This is a genomic window from Ectorhizobium quercum, assembly GCF_026552795.1.
Classification (GTDB): Bacteria; Pseudomonadota; Alphaproteobacteria; order Rhizobiales; family Rhizobiaceae; genus Ectorhizobium; species Ectorhizobium quercum.
Genome location: NZ_JANFPI010000001.1, coordinates 370,646 through 392,019, shown reverse-complemented (window position 1 = coordinate 392,019; position 21,374 = coordinate 370,646). Strand labels below are relative to the sequence as shown.

The window sequence follows — 21,374 nt, the reverse complement described above, 5'->3', positions numbered from 1 at the left end:
GGTCATAATCCGAATTGTTCGATGAAGCGATGCCGATGGCAGAACATCAGCTTGGCGCGTTTGTCCGGCAGATCGATTTCCCCCTGCTCCTCGAAGGCGCAGACGGGGGCATAGCGAAGCAGGCGGCGCGCTTCGACGCTGGGTTCTCCGACGACCTTTTCGGTCGCGGGATCATCCAGAAACAGGAAGCGTGTGAAAGCCCGGATTATCGCGGGCGCAATGCCGCGACCGAAGAAGGACGGCTCCCCCACAAGCATGTGCCAGCCGCGATCCTTCTCGTCCGCCGGATAATGGCGGCCGAGAATATCGTCCTTAGCCCAATAGGCTTCCCAATAGCTCATCGGCGTGCCGTCGATGAAACCGATATACGGATCCTGATGCGGGTCGGCCAGATTGGTGTCGATGTAGGCGGCAATATGCTCTTTCGGCTTTGCCATCTTCCATTGCGGCACCACATGCGGCTGGTTCATCCAGTGCCACAGCAGGTCGAGGTCGCGGCCCTTGTCGAGCAGCCGGAAGCCGATTGTCCGGCCTATATCCGGATCATATCTGGAATAGGCAAAATCAGCGCCGGATTCGGTACGCTCAGCCATGAGCCTGCGCCCGCGCACGCCGAAACAACGGGTTGTCGATTTCGAGATAAACCGACTGCGTTTCAAGCGGCCCCACCAGCTCATCCATCTGCGCGAGCCGGGTCTTGAGGTTGGCCTTGCATTGCAGAACCGGCGACAGCATCTTTCCGATGACGTTGGATTGCCCACCCTCCTTCGCGTCGAGTTCCAGCAACGTCTCGCGCAGCAGGGAAATGAGCGTCTCTTCCTCGACCAGTCCCTCGCGTCCCAGCGCGCCGATCATGCCGAGGGTGGAATTGATGAAGGCGTAATACAGAATACGCTCATCCACCGCCTCTTCGCCGAAGACGGATTCGCTGCGTTCTCCGATCCCCGGAATGGCGGCGTTCAGCGCCGCATGAGCACGCTCGTGATGGAAGAAACCCTGATTGTCGCGATAGAATGCCGCGATCGGATAGCCATCGCCGATTTCGAGCAGCATGTTCTGCTGATGCGCTTCGATGGCAATGCCGTGGCGCAGATAAAGCGCAAAGACCGGCTGCACGAAAACCTTGAGGAAGCGTGAGAACCAGTCGACGGCAACGGCTTCGACCGGGCGGCCTTCGAGTTCGGCACGCTCGCGGATCAACGCCCCCACCCTGCTGCCGCGATCCGGCAGATGTTCGCACAAGGCGGCCAGCAGGGTGACGTTGCGTCCGGCATCCGCACCGTGGAACGGATTTTCGCGCAGCGATACCGAGAGCCCGTCGATCACGCCCCCGCCGGGGGCAACGCCCGCATAGGCAGGGTCGGGCATCAGGTTCAATCCCGGATAATCCCTTGCCAGATCCTGCCACAACGAATGCGCCCGGAAGCGATACATGTCATCGCCACGCAGAAGTTCACGCGCCAGATTGACCCGCACGGAATTGGTGATGCCGACACCGAGCGAGAGCTTGAGCATGAAGGGGGCGTCCGGCCTGTAGAGCGTGCGGACGGAAGAGGTGGGGAACCACGGCTTGCCCGCCTCGCCGCAATCCACGATTTTGCCGAGGGAAAGCTGTCTCGCGACATCCGCCTGCTTCAGCATCGCGTCCGCCTGCCAGGGATGGACCGGCAGGAAAGCGAAATCTCCAGCAGGCAGCTTGCTGCGCAGGGCGGCGAGCGTTTCGCCTTCCGCCCCGTTCAGCCATTCCTCAGCGCCGGGAGAGCCAGAGGAATGGCCCGTGTGATAGACGTCGCGGGAAATGGCGAACCAGCGCAGCGGGAAGCTCGAGGCAAATTCCGGCGAATAACGCCTGCCCTCGTCTTCCGTCATGCCGTCGCGGCTTTTCGGGCAAGGGTGAATGCCGTGACCGGCAAGCAATCCCTGTTCCGCCTCCACGAAAGAAACCTCGTTGCCAATGAGCTTTTCCAGATCGGCATGGCGGTCATGAAGAGCCGTCTCCACCAGCAGGCGGCTGGAATGGGCGCGGTTCAGCAGGTCCGTGCGACCGTCTTCGGACGCATTCGCCTCGATCCGCTCGACGATGACCGTGATCGCATCCGTGGCACTGATCGTGCCCGCACCGCTTTTGTCGCTCAGGACAAGCGGCTCGCCGAACAGATGATGTCCCGTTGCGGAGCGATAGAGCACCGGAATCTTCAGGCTGCCGCCATTCCCGGGAAAATTCAGCATCAGTCTTTGTCGGCCGTTGTCCTGCTCCCAGACAGAGCGGTCCGCATATTCACGGGCGACGCAATTGAGAAGGGATCGAAGTGCAAGTGTTGCTGCTTTACGTGCGTACATGGTCGTTCTCCAGTTCGCGTGCCATATCTCCAATCGCATCCAGAACACGGCCGATGACGTCGGGAGTGGAATTCGGATTGAGAAGCGTCAGCTTGAAGTGAACGCGTCCATCAAGGACGGTTGTGGCAAGTGCCGCGACGCCGGTGCGGAAAAGTTCGGTCCGGATCGTCAGCGTCAATTCGTCCGACCGTTCCGCGCCGTGCGGTGAAACATAACGGAACAGAACCGTGGACAATGACGGCTGTTGCGCCAGATGCAGGTAAGCGCGTGCGCGGATCGCTTCCGCCGCCGACGTCGCATTGTCGAGGGTTTTGCAAACCAGCGCATCGAGACCTTCGCACCCGATGGAACGCAAGGTCATCAGAACTTTCAGGGCATCGCTCCGGCGCGTGGTTTGCACGGATGATTCCACGAGGTTAGGCACATCGCCGAAGATCGAAACTTCGGGATTGAGGTAATCCGCCTTCGTCGCCAGAGGAGAGAAATTCGCGCCATCCCCTAAAAGCAGGACGCCGCAGCTGATCGGCTGGAACAGCATCTTGTGGAAGTCGAGCGCTATTGAGTCCGCCCGCTCCATTCCAGCCAGGCGATGACGATGCCGAGAAAACAGAAGCCCACCGCCATAGGCCGCGTCCACATGCAGCCATAGCCCATGCGATGCGGCGAGATCGGCGATATCGGCCAGGGGGTCGATAGCGCCGAGGTCGGTCGTGCCGGCGGTGGCCACCACCGCAACAGGCGCCCGCCCGTGCCCTGTTGCGTTTTCGATCGCGGTTCGCAAGGCGGCGGCGGACATGCGCCCCTCGTCATCCGTCGCTACGGCTATCACCGCATCGCCGGCAAAACCGAGAATGGAGGCGCTTTTGCGAATGCTGAAATGCGCTTGCTCCGAGGCGAAGATGACGCCCCGGCTTCTGGCCACCGCACCATGACGTTCCGCGGCGAGATAAAGCGCCGTCATATTGGATTGGCTGCCACCACTGGTGAAGCTGCCGCCAGCCTCCGCGGACAGGCCGCAAAAGGCGGTTAGCCACGCCAGAACCCTTTCCTCGACCAGCGTCGCGAAGGGCGACTGATCCCAGGAGTCGAGCGATTGATTGGTGGCGGAAATCAGCACTTCCGCCGCCAGGGCGGGCACGGCCACCGGGCAATGCAGATGCGCCATCGTCGCCGGGTTGCCCACATCGAGCGCATGCCGCACGGCCGGAATGCCAATCTCCTCAAGGGCGGCGAAAACACCGGTGCCACGCTCCGGGCAAACCTCCAGCGCGGCCAGAAAGCCGCGCAGGCCATCCGCATTCACGCCGGAATGAATACTGTGCCGGGAGGCGTTTTCGGCAATCATCGCGACTGCCGCCTCCATCGCCTGACGATAAGCGGCCTGCGCGGCAACACCGGGTCCGAGAATGACGGACGACAGCTCGTCATCCATGACACGCGCCTGTTTGCCGGGTAACAAGGTCACGTTCATGCCGCGTTGCGTCCAAGGCGCATGAAGGCATCGGAAAGAATGCTGGAGGCCTGGTCGATCTCGGCGTCGGAAATGGTCAGCGGTGGCAGAAGCCGCAGGACACTTCCGTGTCGCCCCCCTGTTTCCAGAATAAGGCCCGCACGGAATGCCTCGCCCTGCACCGCCTTCGCGATTTCTGCGCCGTGCGGGGGCTGGCCGAAACTGTCCGGTCTGGCGCCCGGATCGATGACTTCGATGCCAAGCATCAGCCCTTCCCCGCGCACCTCGCCGATATAGGGAGTGTGCATCTGGATGCGTTCCAGATTGGCGCGCAGCCTGCTTCCGGCAATCGCCGCCCGTTCGACAAGCCCGTCGCGTTTGATGATTTCCAAAGTCTTCGATCCCGCCGCCATCGCCAGCTGGTTGCCTCGGAACGTGCCGGCATGCGCGCCGGGCTTCCACAGGTCGAGCCCTTCGCGATAGATCATCACCGCCATCGGCAGGCCGCCGCCGATCGCCTTGGAGAGAACGATAATATCCGGCACGATGCCCGCCTTCTGGAAGGCATAGAAGGTTCCGGTGCGGCCTACGCCGCTCTGCACTTCGTCGAGGATCAGCGGAATACCAAGCTCTTGGGTGACGCTGCGGATCTTGCGCAGCCATTCGACAGGTGCCGGAATGACGCCGCCCTCACCCTGCACCGCCTCGAGGATAACCGCCGCTGGCAGGTTGATGCCGCCTTCGGGATCGCGCAGCGCCTTTTCGAAATAGTCCGCGGCCAGCGTGGCCGTCTCGTCCCCGCCGCGCCCGAAAGGGCAACGATAAGCGTAAGGGTAGGGAAAGAAATGCGTTCCCGGCACCAGTTGGCCGACAGCCGCCTTCGGCCCCAGCGATCCCATCAGCGAAAGCGACCCTTGTGACATGCCGTGATAGGCGCCCCGGAACGCTATGATATCGGTACGTCCCGTGGCGGTCTTGGCAAGCTTGATCGCTGCTTCCACCGCATCCGTGCCGCTCGGCGAGCAGAACTGGATTTTCGCTTCGTCGCGCAGGTCCGCAGGCAAGGTCTCGTAGAGATCCGATACGAACTTGTCCTTCACAGGCGTCACGAGGTCCAGCGTATGCAGGGGCAGGCCGGAGGCGAGCACGTCCTGAAGGCTTGCAATGACTTCCGGGTGATTGTGGCCGAGCGCCAATGTTCCGGCACCGGCAAGGCAATCCAGATAGGTGCGGCCTTCGACATCTCTCACCAGGCAGCCAGACGCCGATTTCAGCGCCAGCGGGAAGCGTCGCGGATAGCTGCGCGCATTGGATTCTCGTCGGGCCTGGCGCTTGAGGTAGAAGTCGTTATCGCACCGCGGGAACGTGTCCATGAGATCAACTCCAGTGGAATCTTTCGTGGAATTCGCGTTCGTATCAGACACCTGCCGGAGCAGATGCCCTCGAACAGCGCCCGATCCTTTGGAGGAAATAGACCGACAGTCCCATTCCGAGCAGGGAGATAACGGTTGCCGTGGAAAACAGGGCAGGATAACCGAACCTGTCCGCCACCAGCCCTGCCAACGAGGCCCCCACCACGTAGACGATCAATTCCGCACAGGTCAGAATGGTGAAATCCGTTCCCGGCTGGTCGTTCGAAGAGGACTTCATGAAGAAGGAATAGATGGCGACGAGTTCCATGTAGCGGATCAACGTCTGGAATGCCGAGGCCGACATGGCTACCCCTATGCCGGGCCATATGCCGAAAGCATTCAGCGCAAAGGCAAGAAAGCAGATGCTTCTGAGCCCGCCCAGAAGAACGAGTGTCGCCGTCAGTCCGGCGCTGCGGATGAGGAAGGCGGCGATGGCCACACCGATCAGGCCCGCCGTTGCCGCAGCTCCGCCGGAGAGATACCCAATCCAGTCCGTCTGCACCTTGATATCGACCAGATAGGCTCCCTCCATGCCGCGCACCAGGCCCTCGCTGGCCCGGTATGTCAGTGCGAAACCGAGGATCAGCCAGGCATTCGGGCGGCGGAAGAAACCGAGCAAGCTGGCTCGCTTTCGATCTCTCCCGGCAGCGGGCGCTTCCGGTTGCATGGCCCAGGCAGCGGCGAGCGGTAGCAGCGAAAGTGCCGCAACGAGCAGGATCATCGTGCGCCATCCGGCGATGTGGAACACCACGAGTGCGGCCGTCCCGCCGATAATCACGCCCAACGCCACGGCCCCCGCCTGCACGGCGTTGCCTATGGAACGTGTTTCGTCCGTCAGATGCCGCACGGCATAACCGTCCGTCGCAATATCCTGTATCGACGAAATAATAGTGATCGATAAGCAGACGCAGAAAAGGATCCCCGCATCGCTTGGGTCGACCAGCGCCATCGAGGCGATGCCGGCGCTGACGAGAAGCTGGGTCGGGACAACCCAGCCACGGCGGTGGCCGAGTTTCGGCAAGGGCGACCAGCGATCCACCAATGGAGCCACGGCGAATTTCAGAATCAATGGCAGCATCAGCAACGAAAACAGGCCGATTGCCGTGCGCGAGGCGCCACTTTCACGCATGATAGGCGGCAGAGCGACCAGCAGCAGATAGGTTGGTATCCCCTGGGCGAGATAAAGGCCGCCGAGAACCGCCATGAGACGCCGGTCAAAACCAGCAGTTTTGGACACATATAATGGATCAGAGCTTTGGACGTCTGTCATATGCCAACCAAGTCCACGTCATGATCAGTTGAGCCAACACACGCGGCGTTGCGCGTAGTGGTTCTCCGCGATCACGAAGATTGAAACACGAGTATTTTTCTCATGTTTAACCGGAGCCGGCAAAGCAGGCTTGGAGACGGACGAACCAGAGTAAGACAATTGCGAACCGTTGGTTTCGGAAAGACGCCGCCACCAGGACAGAGGGACGACAGCGACGAGAGGATCGATAGTCCTTTCCGATCCGAAGGGGAGCAGTATCCCGTCACCTCACGGTTCAGGCGCAAAACATCGATGGTAAATGCTATGCGCGCGAGAAAAGCGCGCGACCACACCTTCCAGCCACGCTTCCCCGGGCCAGCGCAAGCGCACCGGGGCCGTTCGTTCACGCCGTCGATGTTGAAGGTCGCAGATCGTTGTCGAAGCGGTCAGCTTTCGTTCCGGTGTTATTCGTCTCTCCCGGTGTTCAAGTGACCTTCAACGCCCGACGCGGATAGTCGGCCCCGGCTATCAGGCGACGCCCTTGCCGCCGGTGACGCCGTAGACTTCGCCATTGATAAAGCTTGCTTCCTGAGAGGCGAGCAGCACATAGACCGGCGCCAGTTCGACCGGCTGGCCGGGGCGGCCGAAATCGCTACTCTTGCCGAAATTCTCGACCTTCTCGTCCGGCTGGCCGCCACTCGGCTGAAGCACCGTCCAGACCGGACCGGGCGCGACGACATTGGCGCGGACACCCTTCTCGATGAGCTGCTTGGCGAGCGCCTTGGTGTAGGCGACGATGCCGGCCTTGGTCGTCGCATAGTCGAGCAGGATCGGTGAGGGCTGGTAGGCCTGAATCGAGGCTGTGGTGATGACCGACGCTCCGGCAGGCAGATGCGGAACCGCCGCCTGCGCGATCCAGTGCAGCGCATAGAGGTTGGTCTTCATCGTCCGGTCGAAGTCATCGCTCGTGAGCTCCTCGATCGTCTCGCGGTACTGCTGCCTGGCGGCATTGATCACGAGGATATCGAGCCCGCCGAGCCCTGAGACCGCCTTTTCGACCAATTCCCGGCACCACGCCTCGTCCTGGATGTCGCCGGGCAGCGCGACCGCCTTGCGGCCCTCCGCCTCGATCAGGTCGATCACCTGTTTGGCGTCGGCCTCTTCCTCGGGAAGGTAGGAGATCGCCACGTCCGCGCCTTCGCGGGCGAAGGCGATGGCGGCTGCCCGGCCGATGCCGGAATCGCCGCCGGTCACGAGCGCCTTGCGGCCTTCGAGCCTGCCGGAGCCGCGATAGCTTTCCTCGCCGTGGTCGGGAACGGGGTCCATCTGGCGGGCGAGGCCGGGCATGGGCTGGGGTTGCTGCGGAAAGGGCGGAGCGGGATAGAGGCTGCGGGGGTCCTGCAATCCGGACGAACGGGTCATGGCGACGTCTCCTCTGGGCGTGCAATTTGCCGGGAAGTCAAGGCGATGCGGCAGCTATCGCCCGCGGTACAGAAGGAACGTGACAGCAAACTCTTTGTTCCGGCGGCGCATGGCCGGGAAATGCCCCCACCCTGCGCAAGGGGATTTCGACCCGGCCCATCTTTCCCTTTCCGGCGGACCTTCCTGGCCGCGCCGGCCCCGGATCTATGCCGCGACGTCATCGAGCAAGGCGAGCGCATCATCCGGCAGTTCGAGTTCGGCGGCGGCGAGATTGTCGCGTAAATGCGCGAGCGAGGAGGTGCCGGGGATCAGCAGGATATTCGGCGAGCGGCGAAGCAGCCACGCGAGCGCCACCTGCATCGGCGTGGCGTCGAGGCGGCTGGCGACCGCCGACAGCGTGGAGGACTGCAACGGCGTGAACCCACCCAGGGGAAAGAACGGCACATAGGCGATGCCGTCCCGGGCAAGATCGTCGATCAGGGCGTCGTCCTGCCGATGCGCGATGTTGTACATGTTCTGCACGCAGGCGATGGGCGTGATCGTGCGCGCCTGCGCCACCTGCGCGGCGGTGACATTGCTCAGGCCGATATGCCGCACCAGCCCCTGCCGCTGCAATTCGGCCAACACCGTCAGCGGCTCCTCGATCGAGCCTTCGGCCGGCCCCTCTGTCTTGAACATGATCCGCAGGTTGACCACGTCCAGCACGTCGAGACCGAGATTGCGCAGATTGTCATGCACCGCCTGCGTGAGGGCCTCCGCCGAAAATGCGGGCAGCCAGGCAGCGTCTTCGCCGCGCCGGGCGCCGATCTTGGTAACGATGGTGAGATCGTCGGGATAGGGAGCCAATGCCTCGCGGATGATCTGGTTGGTGATGTGCGGGCCATAGAAGTCGCTGGTGTCGATATGGTCGACCCCCGAGGCGACGGCCTCGCGCAGCACGGCCAACGCCGCGCCGCGATCCTTGGGCGGGCCGAACACGCCCGGTCCCGCGAGCTGCATGGCGCCGTAGCCGAGCCGCTTGACGGTGCGGCTGCCAAGGGGGAATGTGCCGGTCTTGTCGATGCTCGTCATATCCATACTTTCTTGCGTTGCTAGGATCAGGGAAGTATATGAAGCATCCTTCAGTTTTGGAATTCGCATTCCATGAGCACAGTCACAGCGGCCCTGAAGCCGCGGAAATCCCCGGTTCAGGCGCGTTCGGCAGCAACCGTCGGCGCGCTGCATACCGCGACCATTCAGGTTTTGACGCAGGAGGGCCTGAGCCGCTGCACGACGACGCGCGTCGCCGAGCGGGCGGGCATGTCGGTCGGCAGCCTCTATCAGTATTATCCGAACCGGGACGCCCTGCTTGCCGCCATCCTGGAAAAGCATCTGGACAGCGTTGCGAATGCCATCGAGCGTGCCTGCCACGCCCACCGGGGCAAGCCTGTTTGCGAAATGGCCTCGGCCCTTGTCACCGCCGTCCTGGCCGCAAAGCTGCGTGACCCCGAGGAATCCAAGGCGCTTTATGCGGTCGCGGGAGACCGGGGCGGGGCGGCGCTGTCCGCTCGCGGGCATGCGCGCATCGTCGTGGCCATCGCGGCGATGCTGGCGAGCGCTCCCGATGCCCGTTTCGACGATCCGGCCACGACCGGCACGATCGCCTTCGGCGCTCTGATCGGGCCGGTGCGGGCGTGGCTCGAGGGACATGCCGAGGCCGGCTTCGAAACACGCCTCAAAGACCACCTCGTCCGGCTTCTGACGGCCTATCTCCAGACGCATCGGTCGCGACCGTAAGGGTCGACCCGGAGAGCGGAGCCGCCAATGGCATTCTGCCGGTTGCACCCCGGCTTCCAGTCGTTGCCGTCAAAGACGCCGTGAGCCACGCCAACAGGCGCGGGCGACGTCATATGAGAGAAACCGGCATCGAGGTACGGGGCGCTCCGATGGCCGGCTCGCCCCTGCTGTCCGAAGCCAGCGGCCGGTAGGCAAGCGCGCTGTTACGGAAAACGCCCATGCTCCGGAGCATGGGCGTTTCGGAAGCGGGGTTCAGCGACCTGCGAATGCGATGTCGCCGACCACCTTGACGCGCACCCGGCGGGCATTGCCGGGCAGATAGGCGATCGGAATATCCTCCGTATCCAGCAGGGTGATCGAACCGGCCTGCGCGCCGGCATCGATGGCCCGCTGGCGGGCCATCGTCTCGGCCTGCGCAACCGCTTCCTCGCGCGACAGGCCGGAGAAGACCTGATCGACCTCGCCGGAGACCTGCGCCATTGCCGCGCCGAGTGCGTTCGCAACGCCGGCATGCCCGACGGTCACGACTTCGGAAACGCCCTTCAGCGTTTCGGGAATGAGAGCCGCCCCGCCGCCGACGGCGACGACCTTCACGCCTTCCGCGGATGTCTTCATCCGGTCGACGCCGTCCTCGACCATCGCCCCGATCCTTTTCAGCATTTCGGACACGAAAGCCTTGTCGAGATGCTTGACCCGATCACGGTCGCCGATGTCGATGAGGCCGGCGGCCACGGCGATATCGGAGGTCGTCAGCGTATCGCCGCCGAAGACGAGGGCCTTCTCGGTTATGCGGTAGCCGACGCTGCGCGGGCCGATCCGCCCAGTCTGCGGATCGATGATCGTTCCGCCGCCAAGCGCCATCGGCAGAAGGTCGGGCATGCGGAACAGCGTGCGCACGCCGCCGACCTCGACCACATTGTTGGCCTCGCGCGGGAAGCCGCCGACCAGGCAGCCGACATCCGACGTGGTGCCGCCCACATCGATGACCATCGCCTCCTTGAGGCCGGTCAGGAAGGCGGCGCCGCGCATGGAGTTCGTCGGACCGGAGGCGAAGCTGTAGACCGGGTTGGCGGCCGCCACTTCGGCGAGAACCACGGTTCCGTCGTTCTGGGTCAGGTAGAAGGGAGCGGAAATGCCCGCTTCCTTCAGCGCCTTCCCGAAGGCCGCCACCGTCCGCCCGCCCAGACCCTGCAGGGCGGCGTTCAGCAACGTCACGTTCTCGCGCTCCAGAAGGCCGATGCGGCCGAGCGTGTGGGAAAGCGTGATGCGCGCGTCCGGAATGACGGAGCGGACGATCTCCGCCGCCTCGTCCTCGCATTCGGTAGTCAGCGGCGAGAAAAGGGCGGTGATGCCGATGGAGGTGATCCCGGCATCGCGAATCTTCATCGCGGCATCGCGCACGGCGGCCCTGTCGAGCGGCACGAGGGGACGGCCGTCATATTCATGCCCGCCCTCGACCATGAAGGACAGGGCGTTCACCTCCGAACGGAGATCCTCCGGCCAGTCGATCATCGGCGGCAGGGAGGCCCCCGCCGGCATGGCGATGCGGATCGCGGCGATCCGTTCCAGACGGGCGCGCTCGACCACGGCATTGGTGAAATGCGTGGTGCCGATCATCACCGCGTCGACGGGCGCCGCATCCGCCGCCTGACCGTCCATGACCTTGCCTATCGCATTGACAACGCCCTGCATGACGTCCGTGGTGGTCGGGAACTTGACGGCGGCCAGAACCGTGTCGCCGTCGATGAGCACGGCATCCGTATTGGTGCCGCCAACGTCGATACCTATGCGTTTCATGATGCGAATACCGATTTGAAATCAATGTCGTATCCGAAGGCGCGCGGACCGACGTGCTCGATCCCCTTCGGCGTGGTCAGGACGGCGGGCGCCGGCAGGGCGATGGCGGTGACGCGCTGGCCGTAGCGAACGGTCTCCGTGCCGATGGCCTCGCCGGACACCGTGTCGAGCAGGCAGATCAGGTCCGGCGTCATGGCGATGGGCTGCCCGTCGCGGAAGGCGACGGCCCATTCGTTCTGGAAGGCCAGTTCCACCACCGATCCCCTGTCGTCGTCCAGTCCCTCGATCTTCGCGGAACCGCGCAGGAAGCCGCCCGTCGTGGTGCGGTCCACATCGCAGATCTTGCCCTTGAAGAGCGTCTTGCCGCCTTCGTGCCGCAGAACGGCCTCGACGGGATCCGTATGGGCGGCACGCGCCTCGAGCACGGCCCCGCCGAGCGCCACCGCCTTGGTCACGGTGTCGAGCACGCCCCAGTCCTTCACTTCCCGGCCGGTGCGCGGAGCCTTGCAGGTGGCGGAGGTGGAGCCGACTTCCGTGCAGATCTTGCGGGAAATGCGCTCCATCCACTTCCACGAAGCCGCCCTGGCGACGATGGCCTCGTTGTCGCGGCAGTCGACCAGCGTCAGCGGATACATCGGCAGATCGCCGATGGCGAAGCTCGTCATCTGCGCTTCCGGATAGGCGCGGCCCATCGCATCGGCATCCACCACGGGAATGCCGAGATGAGCGGCCGCCAGGAAGGGCGACAGGGCGTTTCCGCCGCCGATCTCCACGCTCATGACCGCCCGGAACTTGCGGCCGGTATAGGATTCCATCAGTTGCACGGCGCGGGCGAGGTGCGCCGGATCGACCAGCCTCTCCTGCCCGACGAGCGGAGCGCCCATCTTGGAAACGACGGCAACCGCGTCGTCGTCGTCGAGATCACGCGGATCGATAAGCTGGACGCGCTTGCCCTGACGATAGAGATTCTTCAGGTTGAGCTGAGCGAGATACGGGCTGCCGCCGCCGCCGGTTCCCAGAATCCAGGCGCCGACAGCGAGCGGATCGATCTCGCTTTCTTGGAAATCACGGATCATGTCTACCTCCGAAAACTGTGCTAGACACTAGCGTCGAGGTGTATTGCATGCCTATAGGGAACTGCCCTTATATTAGGTGCGCCGTTTTTTTAGGCAGATCGAATGACAGGAGAGACCGTGCGGGAGAGTTCCGGCCCAGACGATGCAGCGCAGGCGACGCCGGACAGGCCGCACCGCGTCATGTTCGTCAGCGTCGGGCAGTCTCCGCGGCGCGACCTGATCGACGAGATGCTGAAGAACCTTGACGTTCCCATCGAAGCGCTGGAGATCGGCGCGCTCGACGGGCTTTCGGCACAGCATATCGACGCGCTGCGCGTGCGTCCGGGCGAGACGAGCATCATCTCCCGCCTGGCCGACGGTTCGGACATCGTGCTTTCGAAGCCGCGGATCGGCGAGCGCATGGCGGAGATCGTCGCCGCCTTCTCGCCGAAGCAATACGATCTGGTGGTCATGCTCTCGACCGGGCTTTTCCGGGATTTCGAAAGCACCTGCCCGACCGTCAACGCCCAGCGCGCCATCGAATCGGCGATCATCTCCCTTGCCGCGCACGGCGCCGTCGTCGGCCTGATCCAGCCGCTGGAACAGCAGATTCACGAACTCGACATTCCGGCACTGTCGCCCTACCGGGTGCTGGCGGCCTATGGCCGCGAGGGCGACCGTTCGCTTCTCGCCCGGGCGCTGATGGACCTGTCGGGCAGCGAAATCATCGTGCTCAACTCCGTGTCCTTCACCGAAGCCGACCGGGAGACGGTGGCCCGCGCCAGCGGCAAGCCGGTCGTGCTCGCCAGACGGATCGTCGCCAGCGCCATCCGGCTGCTCCTGCACGACACCCGGCCCGTCGCCCTGCCCGGCATATCGTCGGAATTCATGGAGAAACTGGCGCGGTTGACGCCGCGCGAGCGGCAGGTGATGTCGCTCGTCGCCGAAGGTCTGTCCAACAAGGCAATTGCCCGCCAGCTCGGCATCAGCCCGAAGACCGTGGAAATCCACCGCTCGAACCTGATGGGAAAGATGGAGGTATCCTCCTCCAGCGCGCTCATCCGTCTGGTCATCGGCGCGGGCTGGTCCTGACACCCGGCTGCCCATGCCTCAAATATGATCTGGACAACCGCTCCGGGGCGCTGCCTGCACATTTTTCGGGCTTTCATTTTCCTGCCGAAAATCGCGCCTTCTAGGGGCATTACCTTATAGTGAAGATACGACCGGAGGCAGTAGGCTTCGCTTCATGTTCGCCTGAAACGGAAAGCGCACCAGCCATGTCCAGATCATCCCGAATCGCATTCGTCACCATCGGCCAGACGCCCCGCGTCGATCTCGTCCCCGAGATGATGGAGGAGATCGTTGCCGGACTGGACGCCCGCGACGTATCCTACCGGGAGTTCGGCGTTCTCGACGGGCTGGAGGGCGCCGCACTCGACGGACTGCGCGCGCGGCCCGGCGAGCATTCCTTCGCCACCCGCCTGAAAAGCGGCGAGGAAATCGTCACCTCGAAGGCACGCACCGAGGAACGGCTGAACGCTCTCCTGCACCGGATCGACGAAGAGGGCTTCGACCTCATCGTACTGCTATGCACGGGCACGCAGATCGAGCCGCTGAAGAATACGCTCGTCGTCGAGGCGCAGCGCATCGTCGATTCCACCGTGGAAGCCCTGTCGGCGTCGTGCGGAAAGCTGGGCGTGATCCTGCCGCTGGAGCGGCAGGTCGCGGATTTCCACGAGCGCCACGTTCTGCCCGGCGCACCGAAGCTGGTCGCCGCATCGCCCTATGCGGGCGACGACATCACCGCCCGCGCCGCCGAGCTTGCCGATTGCGGCCTGATCGTGATGCACTGCATGGGCTATTCCGCCGCCATGCTGGAAAAGGCCCGCAGCGCGTCGGGCGCTCCCGTCCTGCTGTCGCGCCGCGTCGTTGCCGGCGTCGTCCGCCAGATGCTTTGAACCGATCCGTTAACGAAACAAGAGAGGGAACGAAAATGTTCGGCAAAATTATCCGTTGCACCGTTCTGGCCGGGCTGATGGCGTCCAGCGCCATGCTGGCTCCGGCGCAGGCCTTCGAACGCACCGACAAAGGCAACGTCATCGTCTTCGGCGGCCGCCAGGCCATTCCCGTGCTCGATCCGCATGTCCGCTACGACTGGTCGACCCGCATGGTGCAGCAGGCCGTCTACGACGCGCTGGTGAAATACGAGGGCGATCCGGCGGAGGTGAAGCCGTGGCTCGCCGAAAGCTGGGAAACGAGCGAGGACGGCAAGACCTGGACGTTCCACCTCGTCACGAACGCCAAGTTCCACAACGGCGACCCGGTCACGGCCGAAGCCGTGCGCTATTCCTTCGAGCGCGGGCTGAAGCTCAACAAGGGCATCGCCTGGATGCTCAAGGACTTCCTGGCGCCGGAAGGCGTCTCCGTCGTCGACGACTACACCGTGAAGTTCGAACTCAAGGCCCCCTACGCCCCGTTCCTCTCCTTCCTGCCCTGGTGGTTCGTCGTCAACCCGGCCGAGGTGACGGCGCACGAGGTGGACGGCGACTACGGCCAGAAGTGGCTGACCGACAATGCCGCAGGCTCCGGTCCCTTCAAGCTCGGCCGCTGGGAACCGAACGTTCTCTATGAGGTCGAGTCGGTCGACGACTACTGGAAGGGCTGGCCGCAAGGCGAGACGAAACCGGCCGGCGTCATCTACAAGATCATCCGCGAGCCGGCCGCCCAGAAGGCCGCCCTCCAGCGCGGCGAGGCCGACATCGTCGAGGGCCTGACCTCGGACGATTACACCCAGATCGCCCGGCTTCCGAACATCGTCATCCAGAACCACAAGGGCATGACGACCTTCGGCATCAAGTTCAACACGCAGCAGGGTCCGACGGCCGACATCAACCTGCGCAAGGCCATTGCCTATGCGATGGACTACGACGCGCTGGTGCAGGTCTATAACGGCGAGGCGACGCTGGAGACCAGCCCGCTGCCGGACGGCATGAAGGGCCACATCGCCGTGCCCGACATTCCCCGCCGCGACATCGCCAAGGCAAAGGAATATCTGGCGAAATCGGCCTATCCGGACGGCGGCATCACCCTGCCCTACGTCCATGTGGCCGGTCTGGAAGAAGCGCGCCGCATCGGCCTCGTGCTTCTGGAAAACCTCAAGGAGCTGAACATCAACGTCGAGATCAAGCCGGAACAGTGGCCGAACATGGTTGCCGCCGGCTCCAGGGTCGAGACCTCCCCGGCCATGACCTCGGTCTACACGACGCCGATCTCGACCGATCCGGACGCCGTCGCCTACCAGTATCACAAGAGTTCCTGGGGCCAGTATTACGCTATGGCGTTCTACGACAACCCGGATGTTTCGGAGATGATCGACAAGGCCCGCGCCTCGACGAACTGGGACGAGCGCGCTAGCCTCTATGCCGACATCCAGAAGCAGATCGTCGCCGACCAGCCGGAAGTCTTCGGCATGCTCCAGAACCGCCGCTGGGCGCACCAGAACTACCTTCAGGGCTTCACCTTCAGCCCCGTCCGCTTCACCGGCGAGGTCGACCTTTATCCGCTCTGGATCAAGGAAGAATAAGCGCCGCGATTTGCGCCGGGCGGCATGACGCTCCCGGCGCAGCCGGATCGGGTTAGGCCCCCTCTGTTACCCGATCCGTTTCGTGAGGTATCCTGCCGCCTTGTCCCAACCGGGCGGCAGGATCCTTCGACGAAGCCGCACAATCCAGGAATGCCGGAACCCAATCGATGCTGACATTCATCCTGCGCAAGATCGCGACGCTGGTCCTGACCATGATCGGCATCGCGGCATTGACCTTCGTCATCACCAATGTGGCGCCGGGCGATCCGGCACGTCTGGTCGCCGGCCCGAACGCCACCGAGGACATGGTGGAGACCATCCGCGTCGAATACGGGCTCGACAAGCCGCTGGCGGAACAGTTCGTCGTCTATATGGGCGACCTGATGCGCGGCGATCTCGGCCAGTCCATCGTCACGACCCGGCCGGTCCTCGACGAATTGCTGCGCTATGCCCCGGCAACGCTGGAACTGGTCTTCGTCTCCATGCTGTTCGGCATCCTTGTCGGCGTTCCGCTGGGCATGCTCTCGGCCGTCTACAAGGACGGGCCGCTCGACCACGTCACGCGCATCCTGTCGATTTCGGGCGTGGCGCTGCCCGCCTTCTGGTTCGGCATCCTGCTCCAGCTCTGGTTCTCGGTGGATCTCGGCTGGCTGCCCGTGTCCGGCCGCCTGCCGCTGATCACCCGCCCGCCGGAAACCGTGACCGGCATGCTCCTGATCGACAGCCTCATCGCCGGACGCTTCTCGACCTTCTGGGTCGCCTTGCAGCATATCATCCTGCCCGCCTTCGTCCTGTCCTTCCCCTGCCTCGCCTCCATCCTGCGCGTCAACCGCGCCGAAATGGTCGAGGTCCTGCAATCCGATTACATCGTCGCGGCGCGGGCGCACGGTATTTCGTCGCGTCGCGTGGTCGCCCTCTATGCCCTGAAGAACGCCATGCTGCCGACGCTCGCCATCATCGGCCTGCGCTTCGGCTGGATGCTCGGCTCGACCGTGCTGGTGGAAACCGTGTTCGACTGGCCGGGCATAGGGCTCTATGCCGTCTCCTCCGCTCTCGCTTCCGATTTCAAGCCGGTGATCGGCGTCACGCTGATGATCGGATTCTTCTTCATTGTCGCCAACACGCTCGTCGATCTCGCCTATGCCTGGATCGACCCGCGCCTCAGGAGTGCCTGATGACGACGCCCTCCCCCACGGCTTCCTCGAAACAGCCGCCGGCGCTCACCTTTCGCGAGCGGCACGCCAGCCGCATCCGCCAATGGCGGCTCTATGCCCACATGTTCCGGTCGAGCTTTTCCTCGATGCTCGGCCTGCTTCTGGTGGTTCTCTTTCTCTTTCTGGCCGCTTTCGGACCGTGGCTCGCGCCGTTTCCGGAAGACGCTCTCGGCGCCACGGACATGGCGAACCGGCTGATGCCGCCGGGGCCGGTTCACTGGTTCGGCACGGACGAGATGGGCAGCGACATCTTCTCGCGCGTCATCGTCGGTGCCCGCACCTCGCTGTGGATCGGCATCGTGATCACCGGGCTGGGAGCGCTGATCGGCGTGCCGCTCGGCGTCATTGCCGGCTACAAGGGCGGCTGGGCCCGCGCCGTGATCATGCGCGTGACGGAACTGTTCCTCGCCGTGCCGGGCCTTGCGCTGGCGCTCGCCATCGTCGCGGCGCTCGGCCCCGGCATCACCAACTGCATGCTGGCGCTCGCCATCGTCTGGTGGCCGGGCTATGTGCGGCTGGTCGAGGCGAAAACACTTTCCGTCAAGGAAGAGCTCTTCGTCGAATCCGCCCGCTCCATCGGCGCGAAGACGCCGTGGATCCTCTGGCACCACATCCTGCCGAACTGCCTTTCGCCGATCATCGTCAAGATGAGCATGGACATGGGCATGGCCATTCTCGCGGCTGCCGGCCTCGGCTTCATTGGCCTCGGCGCCCGCCCGCCGGCGCCCGAATGGGGCGCGATGATCTCGGTGGCGCGCACCTACATGCCCGACTGGTGGTGGTATTCCTTCTTCCCCGGCGCGGCCATCTTCCTCACCGTGCTCGGCTTCAACCTGCTGGGCGACGGCCTGCGCGACATTCTCGATCCCCGGAGCCGCGAGCGATGATCGAACCGCTTCTCGAAATCCGCGACCTGACGCTCGACATCGGCACGTTCGACGGTCCCGTCCATGTGCTGAAGGGCATCGGCCTGACGGTCCATCGCGGCGATACGCTCGGCATCGTCGGCGAAAGCGGCTCCGGCAAGACCGTGCTGGTGCGTACCATCCTCGGCATCGGGCCCAAACGCTCCGAGGTAAAGAGCGGCAGCCTGCGTTTCGACGGGATCGACCTGCTCGGGCTGACGGACAAGGGCTGGCGCAAGATCCGCGGCGTCCGCATCTCGATGATCTTCCAGGACCCGATGACCTACCTGAACCCTCTGTTCACGGTCGGCGGCCAGATTTCCGACGTGATCGCCGCCCATGAGAAGGCCTCCGGGAACGGTGTTTCCCCGAAAGCCGCACGGCGGGTGCGCGTCGAGGAACTGCTCGACCAGGTCGGCATTCCCGAGCCGGCCCGGGTCTTCGCAAGCTATCCGCACCAGCTTTCCGGCGGCATGCGGCAGCGAATCCTGATCGCGATGGCGCTTTCGGGCAAACCCGACCTGCTGATCGCCGACGAGCCGACCACGGCCCTCGACGTGACGGTCCAGGCGCAGGTTCTGGACCTCATCAACGAGCTGGTCGGGAAGCTGAACCTGACCGTCATCATGATCAGTCACGATGTCGGCGCGATCGCCACGGTCGCGAAGCGATGCGCCGTCATGTATCGCGGCGAGATCGTCGAACAGGGCCTGACCGCCGACATTCTCGCCGCTCCGAAGCACGACTATACGAAGCGGCTTCTCGACGCCGTGCCGGAAATCGACGATGAGCCGGCGATTGCGGCAGCCGCCGTCGACAGCAACGCCGGTCCCCTGCTGGAAGCCAACGGCCTGAAAAAGGTCTACCGCTCGAAAAGCGGCAGGGACTTTGCCGCCGTCGACGGCGTGAGCTTTTCGGTCGCGCCGGGGGAGATCCTCGGCATCGTCGGCGAATCCGGCTCGGGCAAATCGACGGTGGCGCGCATGGTCCTGCGGCTCATCGAGCCGACGGCGGGAGAGGTCGTCTTCGACGGCCAGAAGGTCAACAGGCTCGACGCCGAAAAACTGCGGCAGATGCGCCGCCACATGCAGCTCGTCTTCCAGAATCCGCATTCGGCCCTCGACGGGCGGCACACCATTGCCGACGCCATCGGAGAACCGTTGCGCCTCCAGACCCGGATGAGCGGCCGCGACATCGAACGGCGCGTTGAAGAGCTGCTGGACATCGTGCAACTGCCCAGGGCCTTCAAGTATCGCTATCCGCACGAGCTTTCAGGCGGCCAGAAGCAGCGCATCTGCATCGCCCGGGCCGTGTCGCTCAATCCGAAGCTTCTGGTGCTCGACGAACCGACCTCGGCGCTCGACGTGTCGGTGCAGGCGCAGGTTCTCGAATTCCTTCAGGAGCTGCGCCGCGACCTGAACCTGACCTACCTGTTCATTTCCCATAACCTGGCGGTCATTCGCGCCATATGCGACCGCGTGATCGTCATGCGGCGCGGCCGGATCGTGGAAGAAGGGTTTTCGCACGACCTCTTCGCGAACCCGCAGGACGATTACACCCGAACCCTGATCGAGAGCGGCCGAAAGACCTCCCGTCAGGCCTTTCTGGAAAAACAGCACGGCTGACCAGCCGGGCCGCGACGCCCTCGGCCGTTGGAGCATTTCAGTGTTTCCATGAAATGCTCCAACTCTTTGTTTCTGCGCAATTCCGGACGGAAAACCGTTTCACACTTTTCCCGGAGTTGCTCTAATCGAAGGCGTTGCCGGTCTCGATGCCCGCCGCCTGTTCATAGGCGAGCGCGAATTCGAGCGTCGCGCGGTCGCCGCGCGGCGGGCCGACCAGTTGCACGCCGTTCGGCAGGCCGTTTACGCCGAAGCCGGCGGGCATGGCCGCGACCGGCAGACCGGCGAGCGTCGGCCCGATGACCACTTCCATCCAGCGATGATAGGTGTCCATCGTCCGGCCGGCGATTTCACCCGGCCACGGCAGGGTCACGTCGAAGGGAAAGACCTGCGCGGCGGGCATGATGATGAAATCGTAGCGGTCGAACAGGCTGCACATATATTTGTACCAGCTCGTGCGCACCACCGACGCGGCGTGAATGTCGGCCGCGCTGCGCGAAAGCGCGATGGCGAACTCGAAGGAAAGCTGCGGGTTGAACAGCGCCCGCTTTTCCGGCTGGTCGTAGAGGGCGCGCAGGCCGTGCGTGGCAGCGAAGGAGCGCAGCGTCAGCCACGCGTCCCACAGCTTCGGCAGGTCGAATTCGGGCGCGATCTCGTCCACCTGGCAGCCGATATCCGCAAGCACGTCGAGCGCCTTGCGATCCACATCCAGCACGCCCGGTTCGAAGGGCAGGTAGCCGCCGAAATCGCCGAACCAGGCGATCGTCAGGCCGGCGGTTTTCGCCGGGCCGCGCAGCGTCATGTCCGCATCGTCGAGCGAGAGCGGATCGCGCCGGTCGTAACCGGCCTGCGTCGCCAGAAGCAGGGCCGCGTCCGCCACCGTCCTGCCCATCGGGCCGGACGTGCCGAGTTGGCCGAGGAAGAATTCCGTGCCCTTGCCGCTCGGAACGCGGCCGAAGCTCGGGCGGAAGCCGACAACATTGTCGAAGGCGGCGGGATTGCGCAGCGAGCCCATCATGTCGCTGCCGTCGGCCACCGGCAGAAGCCGCGCCGCCAGCGCCGCCGCCGCGCCGCCCGAGGAACCGCCGGCGCTCTTCGCACGGTCGTAGGGGTTGCGGGTCGGGCCGTGAACGGGGTTGGTCGTATGCGAGCCGAGGCCGAATTCCGGCGTGTTGGTCTTGCCGATGAAGATCGCCCCCGCCGCGCGTGCGCGCTCGACAGGGATCGAATCCGCCGTCGAGACATAATCCTTGAAGATCGGCGAGCCAAAGGTGCAGGGCAGGCCCTTCGCTTCGGAAAGGTCCTTTACCGCCTGCGGAAAGCCGTGCATCCAGCCGCGCGACTGGCCCTCAGCCAGTTCGCGGTCGCAGGCGCGCGCCTCTTCCATGATGTCTGCCCGCGGACGCAGGCTGATAATGGCATTGATTTCGGGATTCAACCGGTCGATCCGGTCGAGATAGGCCTCCATCACCGCGACGCAGGAAAGGCGCCGCTGATGGATGGCTTCGGAAAGGGCGGCGGCGGAAAGCCGGGTGATGTCTTCAGTCAC

At 64.1% G+C, this 21,374-nt stretch carries 17 protein-coding genes; 7 read left to right on the top strand and 10 right to left on the bottom strand.

All coding sequences use genetic code 11. The features are described from left to right. Window positions 1-2: 2 nt before the first annotated feature. The 7 genes from rhbD to NOF55_RS01775 all read right to left on the bottom strand — a co-directional run bounded on the left by rhbD (window position 3) and on the right by NOF55_RS01775 (window position 8,944). Entirely contained in the window at window positions 3-593 is a 591-nt protein-coding gene (gene rhbD, locus NOF55_RS01805; protein WP_306410172.1) for a rhizobactin siderophore biosynthesis protein RhbD, read from the bottom strand. Further along, window positions 586-2,229 (bottom strand): rhizobactin siderophore biosynthesis protein RhbC, encoded by a 1,644-nt coding sequence (rhbC, locus tag NOF55_RS01800; RefSeq protein ID WP_306409602.1) that lies wholly within the window; start codon window positions 2,227-2,229, stop codon window positions 586-588. The genes rhbD and rhbC overlap by 8 nt, the downstream gene beginning before the upstream one ends. 97 nt (window positions 2,230-2,326) lie before the next feature. After that, window positions 2,327-3,811 carry a pyridoxal phosphate-dependent decarboxylase family protein gene (locus NOF55_RS01795; RefSeq protein WP_306409601.1) on the bottom strand — a complete coding sequence of 495 codons (1,485 nt, stop codon included), beginning with the start codon at window positions 3,809-3,811 and terminating at the stop codon, window positions 2,327-2,329. Further along, window positions 3,808-5,214, bottom strand: coding sequence for a diaminobutyrate--2-oxoglutarate transaminase (gene rhbA / locus NOF55_RS01790; RefSeq protein ID WP_306409600.1), 1,407 nt, complete (start codon window positions 5,212-5,214; stop codon window positions 3,808-3,810). The genes NOF55_RS01795 and rhbA overlap by 4 nt, the downstream gene beginning before the upstream one ends. Beyond that, entirely contained in the window at window positions 5,207-6,472 is a 1,266-nt protein-coding gene (locus NOF55_RS01785) for a RhtX/FptX family siderophore transporter (protein WP_306409598.1), read from the bottom strand. Before NOF55_RS01785 ends, rhbA begins: the two co-directional genes overlap by 8 nt. Before the next feature lie 507 nt (window positions 6,473-6,979). Further along, window positions 6,980-7,873 (bottom strand): SDR family oxidoreductase, encoded by an 894-nt coding sequence (locus NOF55_RS01780; RefSeq protein WP_306409597.1) that lies wholly within the window; start codon window positions 7,871-7,873, stop codon window positions 6,980-6,982. A 204-nt stretch (window positions 7,874-8,077) separates the two neighbouring features. After that, window positions 8,078-8,944, bottom strand: a complete 867-nt coding sequence (locus NOF55_RS01775; RefSeq protein WP_306409596.1) for an aldo/keto reductase family oxidoreductase — start codon at window positions 8,942-8,944, stop codon at window positions 8,078-8,080. 72 nt (window positions 8,945-9,016) lie between these two features. On the opposite strand from NOF55_RS01775, the gene NOF55_RS01770 reads away from it, so the two are divergent. Continuing rightward, complete coding sequence (locus NOF55_RS01770; protein WP_306409595.1) at window positions 9,017-9,649, top strand: TetR/AcrR family transcriptional regulator; 633 nt, start codon at window positions 9,017-9,019, stop codon at window positions 9,647-9,649. A 252-nt stretch (window positions 9,650-9,901) separates the two neighbouring features. Here the strand turns inward: NOF55_RS01770 and NOF55_RS01765 are convergent, their stop codons facing one another. Both NOF55_RS01765 and NOF55_RS01760 read right to left on the bottom strand, forming a co-directional pair. Continuing rightward, window positions 9,902-11,446: a hydantoinase/oxoprolinase N-terminal domain-containing protein gene (locus tag NOF55_RS01765; protein WP_306409594.1), complete on the bottom strand. Its 1,545-nt coding sequence runs from the start codon at window positions 11,444-11,446 to the stop codon at window positions 9,902-9,904. Continuing rightward, the gene (locus NOF55_RS01760) at window positions 11,443-12,522 is read right to left on the bottom strand and encodes an S-methyl thiohydantoin desulfurase family protein (protein ID WP_306409593.1); all 1,080 of its coding nucleotides are present in this window, start codon (window positions 12,520-12,522) and stop codon (window positions 11,443-11,445) included. The genes NOF55_RS01765 and NOF55_RS01760 overlap by 4 nt, the downstream gene beginning before the upstream one ends. 102 nt (window positions 12,523-12,624) lie before the next feature. Here NOF55_RS01760 and NOF55_RS01755 point away from each other — a divergent pair, with 102 nt between their 5' ends. The 6 genes from NOF55_RS01755 (at window position 12,625) to NOF55_RS01730 (ending at window position 19,828) form a co-directional block, all read left to right on the top strand. Next, window positions 12,625-13,593 carry an AroM family protein gene (locus tag NOF55_RS01755; RefSeq protein WP_306409592.1) on the top strand — a complete coding sequence of 323 codons (969 nt, stop codon included), beginning with the start codon at window positions 12,625-12,627 and terminating at the stop codon, window positions 13,591-13,593. Between the two features lie 185 nt (window positions 13,594-13,778). Continuing rightward, window positions 13,779-14,459, top strand: a complete 681-nt coding sequence (locus NOF55_RS01750) for an AroM family protein (protein ID WP_306409591.1) — start codon at window positions 13,779-13,781, stop codon at window positions 14,457-14,459. Between the two features lie 35 nt (window positions 14,460-14,494). Then, entirely contained in the window at window positions 14,495-16,084 is a 1,590-nt protein-coding gene (locus NOF55_RS01745; RefSeq protein WP_306409590.1) for an ABC transporter substrate-binding protein, read from the top strand. 167 nt (window positions 16,085-16,251) lie between these two features. Then, window positions 16,252-17,259 (top strand): ABC transporter permease, encoded by a 1,008-nt coding sequence (locus NOF55_RS01740; RefSeq protein ID WP_306409588.1) that lies wholly within the window; start codon window positions 16,252-16,254, stop codon window positions 17,257-17,259. Continuing rightward, the gene (locus NOF55_RS01735) at window positions 17,259-18,185 is read left to right on the top strand and encodes an ABC transporter permease (RefSeq protein ID WP_306409587.1); all 927 of its coding nucleotides are present in this window, start codon (window positions 17,259-17,261) and stop codon (window positions 18,183-18,185) included. Before NOF55_RS01740 ends, NOF55_RS01735 begins: the two co-directional genes overlap by 1 nt. Further along, window positions 18,182-19,828, top strand: coding sequence for an ABC transporter ATP-binding protein (locus NOF55_RS01730; protein WP_306409586.1), 1,647 nt, complete (start codon window positions 18,182-18,184; stop codon window positions 19,826-19,828). The genes NOF55_RS01735 and NOF55_RS01730 overlap by 4 nt, the downstream gene beginning before the upstream one ends. Window positions 19,829-19,949: 121 nt before the next feature. Here NOF55_RS01730 and NOF55_RS01725 read toward each other — a convergent pair whose 3' ends face one another. Then, window positions 19,950-21,374 carry an amidase gene (locus tag NOF55_RS01725; protein ID WP_306409585.1) on the bottom strand — a complete coding sequence of 475 codons (1,425 nt, stop codon included), beginning with the start codon at window positions 21,372-21,374 and terminating at the stop codon, window positions 19,950-19,952.

Excerpts from the sequence above, each read along its gene's own strand:
- NOF55_RS01755 (WP_306409592.1), top strand. The coding sequence starts at position 12,625 with ATGACAGGAGAGACCGTGCGGGAGAGTTCCGGCCCAGACGATGCAGCG.
- NOF55_RS01735 (WP_306409587.1), top strand. The coding sequence starts at position 17,259 with ATGACGACGCCCTCCCCCACGGCTTCCTCGAAACAGCCGCCGGCGCTC.
- NOF55_RS01770 (WP_306409595.1), top strand. The coding sequence starts at position 9,017 with ATGAGCACAGTCACAGCGGCCCTGAAGCCGCGGAAATCCCCGGTTCAG.
- NOF55_RS01750 (WP_306409591.1), top strand. The coding sequence starts at position 13,779 with ATGTCCAGATCATCCCGAATCGCATTCGTCACCATCGGCCAGACGCCC.
- NOF55_RS01745 (WP_306409590.1), top strand. The coding sequence starts at position 14,495 with ATGTTCGGCAAAATTATCCGTTGCACCGTTCTGGCCGGGCTGATGGCG.
- NOF55_RS01795 (WP_306409601.1), bottom strand. The coding sequence starts at position 3,811 with ATGAACGTGACCTTGTTACCCGGCAAACAGGCGCGTGTCATGGATGAC.
- NOF55_RS01730 (WP_306409586.1), top strand. The coding sequence starts at position 18,182 with ATGATCGAACCGCTTCTCGAAATCCGCGACCTGACGCTCGACATCGGC.
- rhbD (WP_306410172.1), bottom strand. The coding sequence starts at position 593 with ATGGCTGAGCGTACCGAATCCGGCGCTGATTTTGCCTATTCCAGATAT.
- NOF55_RS01780 (WP_306409597.1), bottom strand. The coding sequence starts at position 7,873 with ATGACCCGTTCGTCCGGATTGCAGGACCCCCGCAGCCTCTATCCCGCT.
- NOF55_RS01775 (WP_306409596.1), bottom strand. The coding sequence starts at position 8,944 with ATGACGAGCATCGACAAGACCGGCACATTCCCCCTTGGCAGCCGCACC.
- NOF55_RS01740 (WP_306409588.1), top strand. The coding sequence starts at position 16,252 with ATGCTGACATTCATCCTGCGCAAGATCGCGACGCTGGTCCTGACCATG.
- NOF55_RS01760 (WP_306409593.1), bottom strand. The coding sequence starts at position 12,522 with ATGATCCGTGATTTCCAAGAAAGCGAGATCGATCCGCTCGCTGTCGGC.
- NOF55_RS01765 (WP_306409594.1), bottom strand. The coding sequence starts at position 11,446 with ATGAAACGCATAGGTATCGACGTTGGCGGCACCAATACGGATGCCGTG.
- rhbC (WP_306409602.1), bottom strand. The coding sequence starts at position 2,229 with ATGCTGAATTTTCCCGGGAATGGCGGCAGCCTGAAGATTCCGGTGCTC.
- NOF55_RS01785 (WP_306409598.1), bottom strand. The coding sequence starts at position 6,472 with ATGACAGACGTCCAAAGCTCTGATCCATTATATGTGTCCAAAACTGCT.